Origin of the sequence: Curtobacterium sp. YR515, from assembly GCF_900113095.1 — a bacterium.
Classification (GTDB): Bacteria; Actinomycetota; Actinomycetes; order Actinomycetales; family Microbacteriaceae; genus Curtobacterium.
On record NZ_FOOD01000002.1, the window covers coordinates 398,242 to 417,250 of the forward strand.

The window sequence follows — 19,009 nt, forward strand, 5'->3', positions numbered from 1 at the left end:
CGGAGCCGATCGATGCCAGACCCAACGGTCGCGATGTCCCGCTACCGCCACGCGCAGTTCCGGCAGGCGTTGCAGGCGCTGGGGCTCGATGACTCCGCGTCCTCGGTCTGGCGGGTGCACGACTTCGACAGCTCGCTGCGATCGGTCACACTCGGTCTGGTCGAGCAGGTCGAACTCGCGCTCCGTGGTCGGCTCGACGTCGCAGCCGGAGCCCGTTTCGGATCGCGCTGGTACGTCGACCCGCGGTCCTTCCGCGCGACGTTCGACCACGGTGCGATGCTCCGCCGCGTTCGATCGGCACTCGAGCACGCGGCCGATCCCGCCGTCGGGTCGGCATGGCGCGAGCGGCGGTTCGAACGCGTCCCGTTCGGGATGCTCGCCGAAGCGCTCAGCCTCGGCGAACTGTCCCGGATCGCCGCAGGTGTCGAGCCGGCCACCCGCGACGAGATCGCCGCAGCGTTCCGGCTCCCACCCGCGACGCTCCGCCCCTGCCTGCAGCACCTGACGCACGTGCGCAACTGCTGCGCGCACCACACGCGGATCTGGGCCCGGAAGTTCCGGATCCCGCCGCCGACGTTCGGCTCCCCACCCGACCTCGTCGCGCGACTGTCGAGCCTGCCGAAGCGGACCCCGGTGCACTCGCTCGAGCTCCTGGCCCACCTCGCCGAGACGGTCGGACCGTGCGACCGCCACGCCGCAGCCGTCCGGCGCCTCGTCGACGAGCACGACGACCTGGTCGTCGGCATCGGCGGGCGGCCGACTTGGGCAGCGGCGTGACGGCACGGTCAGGACGCCTTCGCGAGCGCCAGGTTCAGCTCGAGCACGTTCACCACGGGCTCCCCGAGGAACCCGAGCTGCCGCGCCTCGGTGTGCTGCTCCACGAGCGTGCGCACCGCCGACTCCGACATCCCCCGCGCAGCGGCCACGCGGGACACCTGCTGCAGCGCGTACTCCGGGCTGATGTCCGGGTCGAGGCCGGAGCCCGACGCCGTCACCGCGTCCGCCGGCACGTCGGCGACGGGGACCCCGTCGGCCTTCGCGACCGCCGCACGCCGCTCCTGCACGCTGCGGAGGAGGTCGGGGTTCGACGGCCCGAGGTTCGACCCGCTCGACGCCCCGGCGTCGTAGCCCTTCTCCCCCGCGGCGCTCGGCCGCGACTGGAACCACCGGTCGGCTCCGCGGCCGTCGAACGACTGCCCGATGAGCGACGACCCGACGACGGTGCCGTCCGACGACGTCACCATCGAGCCGTTCGCCTGGTCGTGGAACGCGGCCTGGCCGACGCCCCACACCGCGAGCGGGTAGGCGATGCCGAGCACCACGGTGCTGAGCAGGGTGAGCCGGACGGCCACCCCGAGTGAGCGGAACGAGGAACGAGATGCAGACGTCATGAGGAGAACCCCGGGATGAGACCGACCACGAGGTCGATGAGCTTGATGCCGATGAAGGGGACGACCACGCCGCCGAGCCCGTAGAGGAGCAGGTTCCGGCCGAGGATCGACGATGCCGAGGCGGCGCGGTAGGCGACGCCGCGGAGGGACAGCGGGATGAGCGCCACGATCACGAGCGCGTTGAAGATGACGGCGCTGAGGATCGCGGACGCGGGACTGTGCAGCCCCATGACGTTGAGCGCGGCGAGCCCGGGGAACGCCATCTGGAACATCGCGGGGATGATCGCGAAGTACTTGGCGATGTCGTTCGCGATCGAGAACGTCGTGAGCGCCCCGCGGGTGATGAGCAGCTGCTTGCCGATGCGGACGACGTCGATGAGCTTCGTCGGGTCCGAGTCGAGGTCGACCATGTTGCCGGCCTCCTTCGCCGCGGTCGTCCCGGTGTTCATCGCCACGCCGACGTCCGCCTGCGCCAGGGCCGGGGCGTCGTTCGTGCCGTCACCGGTCATCGCAACGAGGTTGCCGCCCTCCTGCTCCTTGCGGATCAGGGCGAGCTTGTCCTCCGGCGTGGCCTCGGCGAGGAAGTCGTCCACACCGGCTTCGGCGGCGATCGCCTTCGCGGTGCGCGGGTTGTCGCCGGTGATCATCACCGTGCGGATCCCCATCTCGCGCAGCTCGGCGAACCGTGCCGCCATGCCGTCCTTGACGACGTCCTTGAGGTGGACGACCCCGAGCAGCGTGACCGCACCGGAGGGTGCGCGGCGTCCGACGACGAGCGGGGTACCGCCCTGGTCCGAGACCTCGACGACCGTGGCGTCGATGGCTTGCGCGACCTCCTCGGGGACACCGGCTGAACCGGTTGCAGCCCAGGCGAGCACTGCCGACGCGGCACCCTTGCGCACGGAGCTGCCGTCGGGCAGGTCGACGCCGGACATGCGCGTCTGTGCGGTGAAGGGCACCTCGACGGCACCGGCGGGGAGGTCCGGGGCGACGCCCGCTCCCGCGGCGAGGTCGACGATGGACCGCCCCTCGGGGGTCCCGTCCGCGGCGGACGACAGGGCGGCCGCCTCCATCAGGGCCGGCTCCGTGACACCGGGGACCGGCACAACACGCGACGCCCGGCGGTTGCCGTACGTGATCGTCCCGGTCTTGTCGAGCAGCAGGGTCGTGATGTCCCCGGCGGCCTCGACCGCACGGCCGGACATCGCCAGGACGTTGTGCTGCACGAGTCGGTCCATGCCCGCGATGCCGATCGCGGAGAGCAGGGCACCGATCGTCGTCGGGATGAGGCAGACGAGCAGGGCGATGAGCACCGGCACGCTGACGGTCGCCCCGACGAGCCCGGCGATCGGCTGCATCGTCAGGCAGACGATCACGAACACGATCGACAGCGAGGCGAGCAGGATGTTCAGCGCGATCTCGTTCGGCGTCTTCTGCCGGGCGGCACCCTCGACGAGCCGGATCATCCGGTCGATGAAGGTCTCACCGGGGGTCGACGTGATGCGCACGACGATGCGGTCCGAGAGCACCCGGGTGCCGCCGGTGACGGCACTCCGGTCGCCGCCGGACTCGCGGATGACCGGGGCGGACTCACCGGTCACGGCCGACTCGTCGACGGACGCGATGCCGTCCACGACGTCGCCGTCGCCCGGGATCACCTCGCCCGCGACGACGACCACGACGTCGCCCTTGGCGAGGTCGACGGACGCGACCTCCTCGGTCTCGTTGCCGGTCGCCGCCGCGTCGGACCGGTCGTACCGGAGCACCCGACGGGCACTCGTGGTCGAGCGGGTCTTCCGCAGCGTGTCGGCCTGTGCCTTGCCCCGGCCCTCGGCCACCGACTCCGCGAGGTTCGCGAAGACGACGGTGAGCCAGAGCCACACGGCGATGGCGATGGTGAACGCGGACGGCTCGACGACGGCTGCTGCCGTCGTCAGCGCGGCGCCGACCTCGACGATGAACATGACGGGGTTCCGCCACATCAGTCGCGGGTCGAGTTTGCGCAGGGCACCCGGGAGGCCCGCCACGAGTTGACGGGGTCCGAAGGCGGACGAGCGTGTGGCCGGCCTGGAGGCGCTGGTCGCCTCGTGCTCGGAGGTCGCGGTGGTCATGGTATCGGCTTTCATCGGGCGAGGGCTTCTGCGAGCGGTCCCAGTGCGAGCACCGGGAAGTAGGTGAGTGCGGTCACGACGACGGCGACGCCGCCGAGCAGGACGATGAACAGCGGCCGGTGCGTGGGCAGCGTGCCGACGGTCTCCGGCACCCGGTCCTGGGTCGCGAGGGACCCGGCGAGCGCCAGCACGAACACCATCGGGACGAACCGGCCGAGCAGCATCACGACGCCGAGCGCGGAGTTCATCCACGTCGTGTTCGCCGTCAGGCCGCCGAACGCCGAGCCGTTGTTGTTCGCGCCCGAGGTGAAGGCGTAGAGGAGCTCGGACAGGCCGTGGTTGCCCGGGTTGAAGATCGACGTGCCGACGACCTGCTCGCGGACGCCCGGGAGCACCAGGGACAGGCCGGTGCCGAGGAGCACCAGGGTCGGGGTGACGAGGATGTAGAGCGACGCGAAGGTCATCTCGCGGGCCCGGATCTTCTTGCCGAGGTACTCGGGGGTCCGACCGACGAGCAGCCCGCCGATGAACACCGTGATGACCGCGAGCACGAGCATCCCGTACAGCCCGGAGCCGACGCCGCCGGGGGTGACCTCGCCGAGCATCATGTTGACGAGCGCCATCATCCCGCCGATCGGCGTGAAGCTGTCGAACATGCCGTTCACGGCGCCGGTCGACGTCGCGGTCGAGGTCGTCCCGAAGAGCGTCGTGCCGAGGATGCCGAACCGCACCTCCTTGCCCTCCATGGCGGCCCCGGCGGCGTGGGTCGCGCTGCCGCCGCCACCGAGCTCGGCGATCGACATCACCGAGAGCGAGACGAGGAAGATCGCGCCCATCACGGCGAGGATCGCGTAGCCCTGACGGTCGTCGTCCACCAGGCGGCCGAACGTGCGCGGCAGCGAGAACGGGATGACGAGCATGAGGAAGACCTCGACGAGGTTCGTCCACGCCTGCGGGTTCTCGAACGGGTGCGCCGAGTTCGCGTTGAAGTAGCCGCCGCCGTTCGTGCCGAGTTCCTTGATGGCCTCCTGCGAGGCGACGAACCCGTCCGGGATGTGCTGCGTCCCGCCGACCAGGGTCGTGACGTCGGTGCCGCTCCCCCACGACTGGATGACACCACCGGCGACGAGCACGATCGCGAACACGAACGCACCCGGCAGCAGGAGCCGGCCGGTCCCGCGGACGACGTCCACCCAGACGTTGCCGAGCGTGCCGGAGCGTCGACGGGCGAAGCCGCGGACGAGCGCCACGGCGACGGCGAGCCCGACCGCCGCGGAGAGGAAGTTCTGCACCGCGAGGCCGGCCATCTGCACCGTGTACCCGACGGTGACCTCGGGCGAGTACGACTGCCAGTTCGTGTTCGCGACGAACGACGCCGCCGTGTTGAACGCGAGCGACGGCCCGACGTTCGGCAGCCCGAGGTCGCCGGGCAGCACGACCTGGATGCGCTGCAGGAGGTACACGAGCAGCAGCCCCACGGCACTGAAGAGCAGCACGCCGCGCAGGTAGGCGGGCCACGACTGCTCGGCATCGGGGTCGACGCCGATCACCCGGTAGACCCCGCGCTCGACCCGGCTGTGCCGCGTCGGCGTGAACACCCGCGCCATCCAGTCGCCGAGCGGCCGGTAGGCGACGACGAGCAGCAGCACGAGGGTGGCGACCTGGACGATCCCGGCCCACGTGTCCGCGGTGCTCATCAGAACTTCTCCGGGCGCACGAGGGCCCAGACGAGGTACACGAGCGAGGCGACGCCGAGGACGGCGGCGGCGATGGTGATGACGATCACAGCCGTTCCACCGCCTTGGCGATGAGTGCAACCACGCCGAACACGGCGAGGACACCGGCGACGACGAAGACGTCGAACACGAGGGACTCCAGAGGTTCACGGGGTCCGCGCCGGGCGACGCGGACGGCACCACGTGTGGTGCCGAACCGATGCTGGATCCGACACCGCACCTCCAGACCCGTCCCTAACGGTTTCCTGACGCGCTCCTGACACACGCATGCGCGTCACTAACGCCCGCTCGCTCGCCCCAGCCGCTCGGCGAGTACGGCCGTCGCCGCACGGAGTTCGTCGGGCCCCTCGACGGTGAAGTCCGCGGTGGCACCGGCGAACGCCGCCGCGAGGCCCTCCCACGACCAGGAGCCGCGCGTGAGACGGCACCGGTCCGGGCCGAGCGGCTCGAGCACGGCGTCGTCGGGGAGGTACGGCGCGACGGTCTCGGCCGGCACCTCGAGGACGGCGGTGCCGGTGCAGGGCCAGACGTCCTCGCGGTCGGACCCCTTGAACCGCGCGGCCACGAACGCTGCCGGATCGCCACCGGGCACGGGACGCGGCGTGAACGGCACGCGCGTCCGCATCCGCGGGGTGATGCGGTCGACGCGGTGGGTGCGCCAGTCGTCGCGGTCGAGGTCCCAGTCGAGCAGGTACCAGCGGCCGTTCCGGGCGACCACCGCGTGCGGCTCGACCCGGTGGGGCGTCTCGTCGGGGCCGTACCCGAAGCGGAGGACCTCGCCGAGGTGGACGGCCTCGCTCACCGCGACGAGGACCTCCGGGTCGACGGGGGTGCGACCGGCCGAGGTGACCGCGTCGATCGCGTCCACCCGTGTGCGCAGACGCGCGGGCATCACCTGCCGCACCGTCGCGAGCGCACGGGCGGCCGATTCGGCGATGTCCGCGCCGGACGCGGGCGCCACGGCGAGCGCGATGGCGATCGCGACCGCCTGGTCGTCGTCGAACAGGAGCGGGGGCAGGTCCGCACCCGCTGCCAGCCGGTACCCGCCGGCCGGGCCGCGCAGTGCCTCCACGCGGTAGCCGAGGCCGCGGAGCCGGTCGACGTCGCGGCGGAGCGTGCGCGGGCTGACCTCGAGCCGTCCGGCGAGCTCGTCGCCGGGCCAGTCCCGGTGCACCTGCAGCAGCGAGAGCAGCGCGAGCATGCGCGAGGACGGTCCGGACATGCCTCCAGTATCGGTGGAGAAGCGGACAGGATCTGACCGCAATGCCCGGGATGCTGGTCCCATGAGCATCGAAACGACAACCCACCTCAACTTCGACGGACAGGCCCGCGCGGCCCTCGACTTCTACGCCTCGGTCTTCGGCGGCGAGGTCGCGTCCATGACCTACGGCGCGATGGGCGCCTCGGACGAGCCGGACTGGGCCGACCGCATCGTCTGGGGTCAGGTCGCCACCGACGCCGGGCTGCGCGTGATGGCCTTCGACGTCTGGCCGGGGCAGCCGTACGACCAGGGCACGAACGCGTTCTACGTGTACGTGCACGGTGACGACGCGGCCGAGCTCGAGCGGTACTGGGCGGCGCTGTCCGAGGGGGCCGAGATCCGGCAGCCGCTCGGTCCGTCGGCCTGGGCGCCGCTGGCCGGGCAGCTCCGCGACCGCTTCGGCGTGATCTGGGCGCTCGACGTCGCGTGACGTTTCCGAGCCACTTCCCCACGAAATCCGACCGCCGGTAGCGTGCCGGCATGCCCGAGTTCCGTCCGATGCCCGGCTACGAGCTCGGCGACGGGTGGGTGGCCGCGCGTCGACGCCGCTCCCGGTTCGGCCGGGTGTGGCGCTGGGCCGGCCCGCCGGTGGCGCTCCTCGCCCTCGTCGCGGCCGTGCTGCTGTTCCGCTGGTACGCGGGCGTGGCCGACCAGGTCCGGTGGGAGTGCGCCGTGTCCACCTGCGGGACGAACGACCCGCGGTCCTTCGCGCCGGAGGGGTGCTGGGCGCTCCTGGTGCTGTCCGCGCTCGGCGTCGGACGGCTGCCGGGGCGCTGGTGGTGGCGAGCCGGAATGCTGCTGGCGTTCGCCGTCGTCGCCGCGTGGTCGATCGACTGGTGGAGGATGCCGGGGATGGACCTCGGCCTGTTCGTGACCCCGATCGGCACGGGTGGTGTCGGCGCCGTGCTCCTGCTCGCCCGGATCGGGATCGCGGTCGATCGTGCACGTGGGCGAGCCCACACCGCCCGGCGACAGGCGCGGTGACGGGCGGTCAGCGCGCGGGACTCCACGTGCTGACCGTCACGGCAGCGGTGACGCTCGTCGGCGCGAACACCTGCCCCGGGTCGACGTGGTGGTGGCTCGGCCCCATGTGCACCACGTCGTGGACGTCCTCGGCGGACAGCTCCATCGTCCACGTGAGGTCCTCGGCCGAACGCTGCTCGAACGCGGGCGTGAGGGAGTCGTGCAGCCGCCGTTCCTTCTCGGGGTCCACCGTGATCGTCGCCTCGGCCAGCTCCGCCAGGTGTCCGGTGCGCGGGGTCACCACCACGAGGAGGCCGTCGGGGTGCAGCACCCGGGCGTACTCCGTCTGGTTGCGTGGCGCGAAGACGTCCAGCACGACCGCGGCTGCGCCGTCGACGACCGGGAGGCGCTCGGTCACGTCCCCGACGACGGCCCCCGCACGCTCGTGGATGCGAGCGGCCCGTCGGATCGCGACGGCGGACAGGTCGAGTGCGACACCGAGCCGCGAGACGGCCTCGAGCGCGTGCGCGAGGTACGTGCCCGGCCCGGACCCGACGTCGAGGACGACACCGGGCACGTCCACCGACGCGACCGCCCGGGCCACGGCCCGTTCGACCGGCGCGTAGTGCCCCCGCCCCAGGAATCGGAGTCGGGCGTCGACCATCTCCGGGGTGTCCGCAGTCAGCGCACGACGCTTCGCGGGCAGCAGCGTGAGGTGCCCCTGCTTGGCCTCGTCGAACCGGTGGCCCGTGGCGCAGCCGACCTGGCCACCGTCGACACGGCCGAGGGGCTCGGCGCAGACGGGGCAGGCGAGCATCGGCAGCAGGTCGTCACGCACCGGCCCAGCGTACGGGGCCTCGCTAGCCTGGCCGGATGTCGCTGCAGCAGCTCTTCGGCCTCGACGGACGCACCGCCCTGGTGACGGGAGGCAGTTCCGGCATCGGGCGAGCGATCGCCACCGCCCTCGCGGACGCCGGCGCACACGTGCTCGTCGCGGCCCGGACCGCGGCGACCATCGACGCCACCGTCGCTGCGATCCGGCAGGCGGGTGGCTCGGCCGACGGCATCGTCGCAGACCTGTCCACGCGCGCCGGAGCCCACGCCCTCGCCGACACTGCGGGCGATGTCGACGTGCTCGTCAACTCCGCGGGGATCAACCTGCGGCCGCCCATGGCCGACCTCGACGAGGACACCTGGGACGCCACGATGGCCGTGAACCTCGACGCACCGTTCGTGCTCGGGCAGCGGCTCGCGCCCGGCATGGCGGCCCGCGGGTACGGTCGCATCATCGGCATCAGCTCCCAGCAGGCGCACCGCCCCTTCGCCGCCAGCGGCGCGTACGGGGTCTCGAAGGCGGGCCTGGAGGCGCTGGCCCGGTCCCAGGCAGAGGCCTGGTCCGGGCACGGGGTCACCTCCAACGTCCTCGTCCCCGGTTTCGTCCGGACCCCGCTCAACGAACGGCTCAGTGCCGACCCCGCGACCGTCGCCGCCCTCGCGGCACGGACCCTGGTCGGGCGGAACGGGCTCGCCTCGGACTTCGCCGCCGCCGCGGTGTTCCTCGCCGGCCCCGGTTCGGCGTACGTCACGGGGCAGTCGATCGCGGTCGACGGCGGGTTCTCCGTGCACTGACCCCGGTACGGTCGGGGCATGGCCGTCATCCACCGCGCAGAACTCCGCCCGTCGAAGCTCGAGGCGCTCGCCGCCTGGCTGCCGGACCAGCCCTGGAGCGGGGTCTCCGCCGGCGACGACCTCGCGATCGCCGGGAAGTTCCGGTTCGACGACCCCGCGGGCGAGGTCGGCGTCGAGACGGTGCTCGTGCGCACCACGGACGGCCGGGTGCTCCAGGCACCGCTGACCTACCGCGGGGCACCGCTCGACGGCGCCGAGGCCTTCCTCGTGACCGAGATGAACCACTCCGTGCTCGGACGACGCTGGGTCTACGACGCCGTGGGCGACCCGGCGTACGCCGACGTGCTGCGCCGGGCGATCGCCACGGGCGGGCACGAGGCCACCCTCGAGCGCGCCGACGGATCCGGGGCGTGGGACGCCGAGGGCACGGCCTCGGGCAGCGGGTCCGACGCCGACTCCCCCGCCGTGACGACCGTGGACGCGCAGACCTCCGGCGCCCTGACCTCCGTCGCGACCGACCACGGGACGCTCGTCGTCGCCCGTGTCGTCGGGGCGGAGCTGCCCGCAGGCCGCACGCTCACCGGCAGCTGGTCCGACGGGACCGGCGTGCTCGCGGTCCTGGTGCCCTGAACCGGACCGCCTGACAGCCGCGACGGCCGTGGCGGGCCGAGCCGCGCCTCCCGTCCGTCGCTCGCGCCGATGCCGGTACGGACAGGGCCTGCCTGCCCGGGCACGCCGATGGCAGGATCGAGGGCGTGAAGACACTGGAGTTGCCACAGACGGACCTCACCGCCTCCGACGTCGTCGTCGGCCTGATGCGGATCAACGACATGAGCGACGAGGACATCCGCGCGCTCTACCGCGCCTCGCGCGACGCGGGCGTGACCATGTTCGACCACGCCGCGGTGTACGGCGGGTGGCACGGCTGCGAGGAGCGCTTCGGCTCGGCCGTCACCCTCTCCCCCGCCGAGCGCGCCGAGATCGTGCTGCAGACCAAGGTCGGCATCCGCCCGACCCCGAACGGTGCGTACTTCGACTTCTCGTACGAGCACATCATCGAGTCCGTGCACGAGTCCCTCACGGCACTGCAGACCGACCACATCGACGTCCTCCTGCTGCACCGTCCCGACGCCCTCGTCGAGCCGGAAGAGGTCGCGAAGGCCTTCGACGAGCTGCACGCCGCCGGCAAGGTCCACCACTTCGGCGTCTCGAACCACACGCCGGGGCAGGTCGACCTGCTGCGCCGCTCGGTGCGGCAGCCGCTCGCGTTCAACCAGGTGCAGCTGAGCATCACGCACGCGAACGTCATCGCGCAGGGCGTCACGGCGAACATGGGCGGCCTCGACCAGTCGATCGACCGCGACAACGACATCCTCAACCACTCGCGCAGCAACGACATCACGCTGCAGGCCTGGTCGCCGTTCCAGAAGGGCTTCTTCGACGGCGTCTTCCTCGGCGATCGCGAGCACTACGCCGAGCTGAACGACGTCCTCGAGGAGCTCGCGGCCGCGCACGGGGTCACCCCGACGGGCATCGCCGTGGCGTGGATCACCCGCCACCCGGCGCACTTCCAGGTCGTCCTCGGCACGACGAACCCGCAGCGCGTCCGGGACTCGGCTGCCGGGTCGGACGTCGTGCTCTCGCGCGAGGAGTGGTACCGCGTGTTCACCGCCGCGGGGCACACCGTTCCGTGAGCGCATCGGGCAGGGTGGGACCCGTGCTCCACGACCTCACCCTGCCCGTCACCCTCGTCGCCCGCTCCGGCCCGGTCACCGTCCGGGACGCCTCGCCCGACGACCTCGACGCCCTGATGGCGCTGCTGTCGGACGACCCGATCAGTGCCGCACGCGGGGACGTCGCCGCGCCGGAGGACGAGCCGCTGTACGCCGCCGCGCTCCGGGCGATCGTCGAGGATCCGGCGAACGCGCTCCTCGTCGTGACGGACGAGCGGGACGTCGTCGTCGGCACGCTGCAGCTCACGCGGATCCCCGGGATGGCCCGGCGTGGGTCCGCCCGGCTGCTCGTCGAGGCCGTCCGGGTGAGCAGTGCCGTGCGCTCGGGCGGGATCGGCAGCGCGGTGATGCGGTGGGTGACCGACGTCGCCGCCCGGGAACTCGGGACGCCGCTCGTGCAGTTGACCTCGGACGCGGACCGGACGGACGCGCACCGGTTCTACGAGCGGCTGGGGTTCACGGGCTCGCACGTCGGGTTCAAGTACCGCGTGCCCGGCGGGCGCGCCGGGCGCTGACGCGCCGCGGGGCCCGCGGTCGCGGCCCGCGGCGCGCGGCCCGCGGCCGCGGCGTCGCTTGCCGTCGCACAACCGAACGCGCGTCGAACCGCGGTTCCGCGCGGTTCGTGGTGCGTTTGGTTGTGCGCAGCACAAGCGCTGCCGCGCGCGGCGCAGGCAGCAGCGCGCGGCGCGGGCAGCAGCAGCGCGCGGCGCGGGCAGCCGCGCGCGGGTCGGCGCGCGGGTCAGTCGGCGCGGGTGGGGGCGCTCGGGACCGCCACGTCCACGGGCGACACCCCCGCGGGGTCGGCCGACGCTCCGCCGACGACGTCGAACGTGATGCCGAGCTCGGCCGCCGACTCCTCGTCGAGCTCGAGCCCGTCTTCCTTCACCTGGTCCTCGGGGATGGCACGGCCACCGGACGGGTCCCACGAGTTCGCGATCGACATGCGCCCGAGCATGCCCGGTCCGCTTGGCAATCGCCCTGGAAACGCGTCAGAGATCGTCCGGGTGCAGGCGGTCGCCGGCCTGCGGTCGCCGGAACACTGGGCCGCCGCCGGCCTCGTCCTCGTCGTCGTGACGGACCGGTGAGACGCTCGGGTCGGCGGAGTCCTCGCCGACGTCGGCGCCGCGGTCCTCCTCGATCTGCAGTTCGTCCTCGTCGGAGCCGTCCACGGGGATCGAGCGGCCGTCCTGTTCGGGATCGAAGGGTGTGCTCATCGACATGAGCCGAGCATGCCCCCGCCCGGTGAACGGCGGGTCAACGCTGTCCGTCCGCCGCGATCAGCTCGAGCTGGGTGATCGGCAGGTCGGAGACGGCCGTGAACGTGAAGGCCGTCCCGGAGCCCTGCAACCGGAACACCCGGGTCTGCCCGGCCCAGTCGAACACCGCGTCCTGCACGGCGACGCGGGTGTCCCCGAGCGCGGCCTCCCACGAGTGGACCCCGGGTTCCGCCGCGGTGACCGTGTAGAGCGAGGTCGGGACGTCGGGGACGTCGAACGACACCGAGGTCCCCGCGGCGAGCACCGTGACCGTCCGCCCGGTGTCGTCGACGAGCGAGGAGGCGGGCGACGGGAGGTCGGCGGACGACAGGCCGACCGGCAGCAGGTCGACGGGGGTGTCCCGGTACCCGTGCACGTCGGACGCGGACACCGGGCGGGTGTCCGATGCCCAGCCCTGCGGCTCGGGCGACAGCGTGAACACGATCCGCGATGCCGACACCACCACCGAGTGGGGGATGCTCACCGACGTCCAGGGTGAGCCGTCGACCGTCACCGACGCGACGTACGCGCCCTCGGAGCCGTCGGCGACCTCGATGACGGTGGGCGCGCCTCCCGGCTGCTGCAGCACCGTCCTGCGGACCGACGGCGGCACGAGGACGTAGGTGCCCGTGGACGGGGCCAGCGGGTAGAGGCCGATCGTCGCGAAGACGTACCAGGCGCTCATCTCGCCGTTGTCCTCGTCGCCGGGGTAGCCCTGCCCGAGGTCGGACCCGACGAAGAGCCGTTGCAGCGCCTCGCGGACGATGCGGTGCGCCTCGTCGTGCCGCCCGGTGAACATCGGGGAGAACGGGATGTGGTGCGCGGGCTGGTTGGAGAGCCCGAGCATTCCCATCCGCACGTCGCGGGCCTCGGTCATCTCGTGGATCGGGAAGCCGTAGGAGCCGGAGCGGACGGTCGCGCCGGTCTCCGGGGTGGTGAAGAACGCGTCGAGCGCGGCGTCGAAGCGGGACGGGCCGCCGTGCAGGTCGACGACGCCGGACCCGTCGTGCGGAGCGGTGAAGGCGGTCCCCCACGCGTTCGTCTCGGTGTAGTCGTCGCCCCAGTCCCGCGGGTCGAACTCGGTGCCGACCCGCCACGACCCGTCGGGGTCGCGCCCGATGAAGAAGCCCCGTTCGGAGTCGAACACGTTCCGGTACTGCAGGGACCGACGGGCGAACCACTCCGACTCGGCTTCGTAGCGCGCGAGGTCGGCGGGTGTCCGGGCACGCGAGGCGAGCAGGCCCGCCATGACGGCGAGGCCCCAGTCGTTGATGGCCGCGTCGAGGGTCCAGCTCATCCCCTCGTGGGTCGCGGTGTCGACGTGGCCGCGGAAGGCACCCGGGAGGCTCCCCTTGCGTCCGACACGCTCGTCGCGCGGCGGGACGGTCGCGTTCCGCAGTGCGCTGCGGTACGCCTGCGCGAGGTCGAACCCGGTGACGCCCTTCACCGCGAGGTCCGCGAAGACGGTGTCGCTCGTGGTGCCGGTCATGCAGTCCTCGGCGCCGGGGGCACTCCACCGGGGCGTCCACCCGCCGTCGTGGTGGTGCTCGACGAAGCCCTGCGCGAGGTCGCCCGCCGTCTCCGGGGTGAGCAGGGCGAGGAGCGGCCAGGCGGTCCGGTAGGTGTCCCAGAAGCCGTTCGTGGTGGTGAACGGCCCGTCGACGACCTCGGGTCCCGGCTCGTCGCGGATCGGCTCGGCCTGCACGGAGCCGTACGGGGAGCGGTGCCGCGGAACCCCGTCGCGCGCGGTCTCGCCGGCACGGTTCGGGTAGAGGAACAGGCGGTAGAGCCCCGAGTACAGGCTCGTCAGCTGGTCGGGGGTCGCGCCCTCGACGGAGAGCGTGGCGAGCTCGTCCGTCCAGAGCTGCTCGGCACGGGCGCGCATGGTGTCGAACGGGCCGGCGGCGTCGAGGTTCGCGCGGGCGTCCTCGAACGAGACCGTGGAGATCCCGAGCAGCACGTCGGTGCCCTCGGCCTCGTCGGACAGCGACAACCAGCCGCGGAGCTGCTGCTCGCCGACGGTGGTGTGGTCGGCCGTCACCCCGGGGACCCGGACGTGCACGAAGTGGGGCGGGGTGCCCGGACGGTCGTCGAGCAGGGCCTCGACCACGGCGGTGCCGTCCGTGACCGTCACCGAGACGTCCGAGACCCGGCCGTGGTGGTCGAGCACGATGCTCCGGGTGCCGGTGAACCGGAAGCCGAGGGCGAACTCCCCCGCGGTCATCTCGGCCGTGACGCCCTCGTCGAGGTCGACCCGGTAGCGGTGCGGGCCGTCCTGCTCGTCGTCGTGGTCGAAGCCGAGGGCACGGGCGGCCCGGTCGGGATCGGGGGTGTCGAGCGGGGAGGGCATGACCTGGAAGACGCCCCGGTCCCCCATCCACGGTGACGGGATGTGGCTCGTCGCGAAGGCCTGGATCGCCGGGCGGACCCGGCCGGTCGCGTCGGTGCGGTCGTGCTCCTGGTAGGCGTACGGCCAGCGGTTGCTCGAGGCGTCGGTCATGGGGAGGCCGAAGACCCCGCCGTGCGGGATGCCGACCAGCGGGGCGTTGTTGCCGCGGGAGAACTGGGAGGACGCCTGCGTGCCGCGGGTCGTGCGGACGTGGTCGAGCGGGGTGCGCGGGACGGGGCGCGCGGGCCCGATGCGGACGGCGTCGAGCCAGCCGCGGAGGTGCGGGCGCGACCCGTCTGCGGTCGTGGGGTGCGGGGCGGAGCCGAGCCGCGCCTCCAGGCGGTCCACGACCCGGCCTGCGAGCGGGGTGAGGTCCACCGCCCGACGGTTCCACTGGTCGACCCACTGCTTGCGCGCGGCGTCCTGCGCCTCCGGCGTGAGCGCGTCGCCGTACTGGTCGCGCGCCGCGTCGCTCAGCCGCGTGCCGTCGGTGCAGACCAGGTCGAGCGCGAACGCCGTCGCGTCCCAGAAGTGCGGCAGGTCGTCCTCGGTGGGTTCCGTCGCACCGTCCGGCAGCACGCGCTCCGGGAACCACACCCACGAGAGTTCGTCACCCGACTCGATCGTCCGACCGGCGAACCCGGGGACGACCGCGGCGGCGACGTGCTCACCCGCGGGTCGTTCGACCAGCCAGCCCTCCGCCGAACCGAAGCCGACACCGTTCCGCGCGGCGACGGCCGTCGTCGGGCCACCGCTCCGTTGCAGTTCTCGCACCGGCCCAGCGTATTTGGTCCACCGTCTGGAGGAAAACCCTCGGCGTGTCAGCCCCGGTTGTGCCCCGGCGCGTTCGCCGAGTTCCCGGGGCCGGAGCTGCCCGGACCGCTCGTGTCGACGGCCGGGTCGGCGCCGTCCTGCGGAGCCTGCACGGGGTTGGACGCCGGGCTCGACGGCTGCGGCCCCACCGAGGGGTCGTCCGCCGGGTCGCTCGGCTGTGCCGGCTCGGACGGCTGCTCGGCCGGTTCGGACGGCTGCTGTGCGGGCTCGGACGGCTGCTCGGCCGGTTCGGACGGCTGCTCCGCCGGCTCGGACGGCTGCTCCGCCGGCTCACTCGGCTGCTGGTCGTCGGTCGAGGGCGAGCTCGACTCGGTCGGTGCCGGCGTCGACCCGTCGTCCCCGTTCAGGGCGAACACGGCGACGACGATGCCGGCGAGCACGAGCACACCGATCACCACGGCGGCGATGATCGGCCCGCGTCGGCGCCGAGGTCGGTCGTCCGGAGCCGGGGCCGGGGGTGCCGCGACCGGGCCACGGGGGCCTCCGGCACGGCCGACCGCTCCGGTCGCGCCCTCCGCACTGCGGCCCCCCTGCGCGCCGAGCACCGTGGTCGCGACGTCGTCGGAGGCGTTCGGCCGCTGCGCGTCCAGGACGCGCGTCGCGTCGTCGGCGCCGCCGGGCTGCGCGGTCGGCATGGCTCGCGTGGCGTCGTCGGCCCCGGAGGCGCGACTCGCCGGCATCGCCTGCGTCGCCTCGTCCGCACGGGCGGCACCCGCAGCGCCCGCCGCCACGGCACCGGCCGCCGCCCCCGCCACGGCCGGCGTGACCGTGCCGGGACGGCCGGGGAGGAGTTGCGTGGCCGGAGCGGCGTCGTCGTGGCCGAGCGCACGGAGTCGCTGTGCCGCCTCGGCCGCCGAGGGCCGGTCCGCCGGGTCCTGCGCGGTCATGACGTGCAGGAGCGTGCGCCAGGCGGTGGGCAGGTGCGGGTCGATCTCCGGACCGCGGGTGAGGCGAGCGGTCGCGGACTCGACCGCGCTGCCCGGGAACGGCTGCTTGCCGGTGAGCGCCTCGAGGAGCATGAGGCCGAGCGCGTACACGTCGGCCTTGCCGGTGATCGGCTGCGCCAGGACCTGCTCCGGTGCGATGTACGCCGCCGTGCCCATCACCGTGCCGGTCTGGGTGGCCCGGGCGCCGTCCCGCAGCAGGGCGATGCCGAAGTCGGCGAGCTTGACGTGGACGCCGTCGCTCTCGAGCAGCACGTTCGCCGGCTTCACGTCGCGGTGGACGATGCCCTGCGCGTGCGCCGCCGCGAGGCCGTCCGCGACCTGCGCCCCGACACCCGCGGCGGTGGCACGGTCGAGCGGCCCCTCGCGCAGTCGCGTCGCGAGGTCGCTGCCCGGGACGAGTTCCATCACGAGGTACGAGTCGCCGTCCACGTCGTCGAGCGCGGCGTCGTACAGGGTCACGAGTGCCGGGCTGCGGAGCGCCGCGAGGGTCTGGATCTCCGCCTCGGCACGGGCGCGTTCGCCGTGGTCGACCGCTCCGATGCGGAAGACCTTGACCGCCACCTCACGCCCGAGCTGCTCGTCGACCGCCCGGTAGACGGAGGCCATGCCACCGTGCCCGAGCGTTCCCGTGACGCGGTACCGACCGCCGAAGACCCGTTCTTCCATGCGGGGCAACCTACCGGGACGACCTGACGGGTCGCGCACCGCGGCGGAGCGCCGTGAGGTAGAGGCGGTGCGCCGTGATCACCAGCGCGAGCCAGGCGAGCCCGAGCGCCCACGCCGCCAGGACGTCGGTCAGCCAGTGGTGACCGAGGAACACCCGCGAGATGCCGACCGAGACGACGAAGAAGGTGCCGGCGACGATCGTCAGCACCCGGGTCACGAGCTTCGACTGCCGGAGGAGCAGCAGGTAGACGATCGTCCCGACGATGACGGTCGCGTTGAGCGTGTGCCCGGACGGGAACGACGGCGAGTGCTCGTACGGCGGGACGGCGTCGCGCAGCGGCGGCCGGGCACGGCCGATGAGGTCCTTGCCCGCGACCGTCATGAGCAGGGACCCGCCCGCGGCCGCGACGAGCAGCACGAGGGGCGTCCAGGCACGACGCTGGATCGTGAACCCGACGAGGAACCCCAGGGCGACGATCGGCATCCCGATGGTGCCGGCGACGTCCGTCCACCAGGTCACGAGGGTGTCGGCCGTCGGCGACCGGAGCGTGAGCATCCAGTCGAGCACGGGGCGGTCGAGCACGGCGACGTCGTCGGCCTCGCGCACGGCGTCGTAGACCTCGGAGGCCGCCCAGGTCGCGGTCACGGCGACCCCGATGCCGATCGCGAGGGTGACCACGAGCAGCGGGAGCGCGCCCCAGCGGTGGCCGAGCGCTGCCCAGCCGTCCGCGGACGCCCGGCCGGCGCGGGTGCGCCACGTCGTGAGGTCGACGTCGCCGACGCGCTGGTCGGGGGCCTCGGGGTGATCGGTCTGCATCGACCCACCCTGCCCGAGTCCCGGTGTGCGAGTGCGGGAGGTCAGCGGAGTGCCGGTGGACGCATCGTGACGGCCACGACGTTCGACGCGCGGAAGACCCTGATCCCCTGGCGCTCCACCTCGCTGAGGATGCCCAGCTCGCACAGCTTCGCCACGGCGTTGCTCGCGGCCTGGTACGTCCTGCCCGTCGCCGCTGCGAGCATCGGGATCGAGACGAACGGCGTACCGATGAGGAAGTCAGCGATCTCCAGCACCATCCCGCGTCCGCCGCTCGCGCGGATGCGCTCGCGGTACTCGGCCTGGACGGCGAGCAGCTCGGTCATGCGCGTGCCGGTGTCGATCGCCGACTGCTCGATGCCATCGGCGAAGAACCGCACCCAGGCGTCCCAGTCCCCGGACGCGCTGACCTCGGCCAGGTGGTCCTGGTACCGCTCTCTTCGCGCCTCGAACCACGGGGACACGCTCAGGAGCGGCTCGGTCAGCACTCTCGCACGCATCAGCTGCAGGACGATCAGGAGCCGACCGAGCCGACCGTTGCCGTCGTTGAACGGGTGGATGGTCTCGAACTGGTAGTGCGCCATCGCCGTTGCGAGGACCGGATCCTCCTGCCGATCGCCGGCATCCTCGATCCAGTGCACGAGGTCCGTGAGCGCCGCGCGCAACCCGGTACCGGGTGGCATCGGGACGAACCGCGCGTCCTCGATGCCGCCACCACGGGTGCCGATCGCGACCGGGACCTCACGGACGCGTCCTGCCTGCCCGGTGTCGGCAGCCGTGCCGCGGACGAGCAGCCCCTGGAGTTCCTCCAGGAGACCGAGGGTGACCGGCGCGGTCGCGACCCAGTCGAAGGCCCGCTCGGCGGTCTCGACGTAGTTCAGCACCTCGGACAGGGCAGCCGAGCGCCCGCTCCCCCCGACCGCCTCGGCTGCGAGCACGTCGTCCAGCGGCGCGAACGTCCCCTCGAGCGCTGACGTGCTCTGTGCCTCGCGTCGGAGGGTCGGTTGGCGGAGGATCCCGGGGTTCGGAAGCAGGACGGCGCCCTGTTCGAGCCGGCCCAGCGCACGGTTCGCCCGCGAGACAGCGGCCCAGGTACTCCCGCTGAGCGGTGGGGCATCCCCGAGCGGGTGCGGCGAGAAACCGAAGTGGTCGTACCGCAAGCCGGTGCGACCGTCGACACCGCCGACCGGTACGAGCGCACCGAGCGGGCTGTCGCGGAAGCGGGCGATGTTCACCTGACGAGTTTAGGCGCCAGGACTTGAATCACGAGAGAACATGT

General features: G+C 73.0%; 19 protein-coding genes. 7 read left to right on the top strand and 12 right to left on the bottom strand.

The window, feature by feature from the left end; genetic code table 11:
* Positions 1–12 precede the first annotated feature (12 nt).
* A complete protein-coding gene (locus tag BM028_RS06625; protein WP_092385380.1) occupies positions 13–777 on the top strand; it encodes an Abi family protein in 765 nt (254 codons plus the stop codon).
* A gap of 8 nt (positions 778–785) precedes the next feature.
* On the opposite strand, the gene kdpC is transcribed toward BM028_RS06625, so the two are convergent.
* The 5 genes from kdpC to BM028_RS06650 form a co-directional block, all read right to left on the bottom strand.
* Positions 786–1,391 carry a potassium-transporting ATPase subunit KdpC gene (gene kdpC, locus BM028_RS06630; protein ID WP_092385382.1) on the bottom strand — a complete coding sequence of 202 codons (606 nt, stop codon included), beginning with the start codon at positions 1,389–1,391 and terminating at the stop codon, positions 786–788.
* On the bottom strand, positions 1,388–3,502 hold the full coding sequence (gene kdpB / locus BM028_RS06635) for a potassium-transporting ATPase subunit KdpB (protein ID WP_092385384.1): 2,115 nt from the start codon (positions 3,500–3,502) through the stop codon (positions 1,388–1,390). Before kdpB ends, kdpC begins: the two co-directional genes overlap by 4 nt.
* Positions 3,503–3,513: 11 nt before the next feature.
* On the bottom strand, positions 3,514–5,199 hold the full coding sequence (gene kdpA / locus BM028_RS06640; RefSeq protein ID WP_092385386.1) for a potassium-transporting ATPase subunit KdpA: 1,686 nt from the start codon (positions 5,197–5,199) through the stop codon (positions 3,514–3,516).
* Positions 5,199–5,288 carry a K(+)-transporting ATPase subunit F gene (gene kdpF / locus BM028_RS06645; protein WP_070417610.1) on the bottom strand — a complete coding sequence of 30 codons (90 nt, stop codon included), beginning with the start codon at positions 5,286–5,288 and terminating at the stop codon, positions 5,199–5,201. Before kdpF ends, kdpA begins: the two co-directional genes overlap by 1 nt.
* A gap of 227 nt (positions 5,289–5,515) precedes the next feature.
* Positions 5,516–6,460 carry a helix-turn-helix transcriptional regulator gene (locus BM028_RS06650; protein ID WP_092385388.1) on the bottom strand — a complete coding sequence of 315 codons (945 nt, stop codon included), beginning with the start codon at positions 6,458–6,460 and terminating at the stop codon, positions 5,516–5,518.
* A 61-nt stretch (positions 6,461–6,521) separates the two neighbouring features.
* On the opposite strand from BM028_RS06650, the gene BM028_RS06655 reads away from it, so the two are divergent.
* Positions 6,522–6,929 carry a VOC family protein gene (locus BM028_RS06655; RefSeq protein ID WP_092385390.1) on the top strand — a complete coding sequence of 136 codons (408 nt, stop codon included), beginning with the start codon at positions 6,522–6,524 and terminating at the stop codon, positions 6,927–6,929.
* A gap of 50 nt (positions 6,930–6,979) precedes the next feature.
* Positions 6,980–7,483, top strand: coding sequence for a hypothetical protein (locus tag BM028_RS06660; protein ID WP_092385392.1), 504 nt, complete (start codon positions 6,980–6,982; stop codon positions 7,481–7,483).
* Between the two features lie 7 nt (positions 7,484–7,490).
* On the opposite strand, the gene BM028_RS06665 is transcribed toward BM028_RS06660, so the two are convergent.
* Positions 7,491–8,300, bottom strand: coding sequence for a putative RNA methyltransferase (locus BM028_RS06665; protein ID WP_092385394.1), 810 nt, complete (start codon positions 8,298–8,300; stop codon positions 7,491–7,493).
* A gap of 35 nt (positions 8,301–8,335) precedes the next feature.
* Here BM028_RS06665 and BM028_RS06670 point away from each other — a divergent pair, with 35 nt between their 5' ends.
* The 4 genes from BM028_RS06670 to BM028_RS06685 all read left to right on the top strand — a co-directional run bounded on the left by BM028_RS06670 (position 8,336) and on the right by BM028_RS06685 (position 11,339).
* Positions 8,336–9,091: an SDR family NAD(P)-dependent oxidoreductase gene (locus BM028_RS06670; RefSeq protein ID WP_092385396.1), complete on the top strand. Its 756-nt coding sequence runs from the start codon at positions 8,336–8,338 to the stop codon at positions 9,089–9,091.
* An 18-nt stretch (positions 9,092–9,109) separates the two neighbouring features.
* Positions 9,110–9,721 carry a CG0192-related protein gene (locus BM028_RS06675; protein ID WP_092385398.1) on the top strand — a complete coding sequence of 204 codons (612 nt, stop codon included), beginning with the start codon at positions 9,110–9,112 and terminating at the stop codon, positions 9,719–9,721.
* Positions 9,722–9,846: 125 nt separating this feature from the next.
* Positions 9,847–10,785 (top strand): aldo/keto reductase, encoded by a 939-nt coding sequence (locus BM028_RS06680; RefSeq protein WP_092385400.1) that lies wholly within the window; start codon positions 9,847–9,849, stop codon positions 10,783–10,785.
* A 23-nt stretch (positions 10,786–10,808) separates the two neighbouring features.
* Positions 10,809–11,339, top strand: coding sequence for a GNAT family N-acetyltransferase (locus BM028_RS06685; RefSeq protein ID WP_092385402.1), 531 nt, complete (start codon positions 10,809–10,811; stop codon positions 11,337–11,339).
* Between the two features lie 224 nt (positions 11,340–11,563).
* Here the strand turns inward: BM028_RS06685 and BM028_RS06690 are convergent, their stop codons facing one another.
* The 6 genes from BM028_RS06690 to BM028_RS06715 are packed head-to-tail and all read right to left on the bottom strand — an operon-like array spanning position 11,564 to position 18,965.
* Positions 11,564–11,767 (bottom strand): hypothetical protein, encoded by a 204-nt coding sequence (locus BM028_RS06690; RefSeq protein WP_139201893.1) that lies wholly within the window; start codon positions 11,765–11,767, stop codon positions 11,564–11,566.
* Positions 11,768–11,813: 46 nt separating this feature from the next.
* On the bottom strand, positions 11,814–12,038 hold the full coding sequence (locus BM028_RS06695; RefSeq protein ID WP_139219767.1) for a hypothetical protein: 225 nt from the start codon (positions 12,036–12,038) through the stop codon (positions 11,814–11,816).
* A gap of 40 nt (positions 12,039–12,078) precedes the next feature.
* Positions 12,079–15,243, bottom strand: a complete 3,165-nt coding sequence (locus BM028_RS06700; protein WP_254789435.1) for a GH92 family glycosyl hydrolase — start codon at positions 15,241–15,243, stop codon at positions 12,079–12,081.
* Between the two features lie 47 nt (positions 15,244–15,290).
* The gene (locus BM028_RS06705) at positions 15,291–16,916 is read right to left on the bottom strand and encodes a serine/threonine-protein kinase (protein ID WP_092385404.1); all 1,626 of its coding nucleotides are present in this window, start codon (positions 16,914–16,916) and stop codon (positions 15,291–15,293) included.
* Between the two features lie 10 nt (positions 16,917–16,926).
* Complete coding sequence (locus BM028_RS06710; RefSeq protein WP_070417601.1) at positions 16,927–17,733, bottom strand: phosphatase PAP2 family protein; 807 nt, start codon at positions 17,731–17,733, stop codon at positions 16,927–16,929.
* Positions 17,734–17,774: 41 nt separating this feature from the next.
* Complete coding sequence (locus BM028_RS06715; protein WP_092385406.1) at positions 17,775–18,965, bottom strand: Fic family protein; 1,191 nt, start codon at positions 18,963–18,965, stop codon at positions 17,775–17,777.
* Positions 18,966–19,009 lie beyond the last annotated feature (44 nt).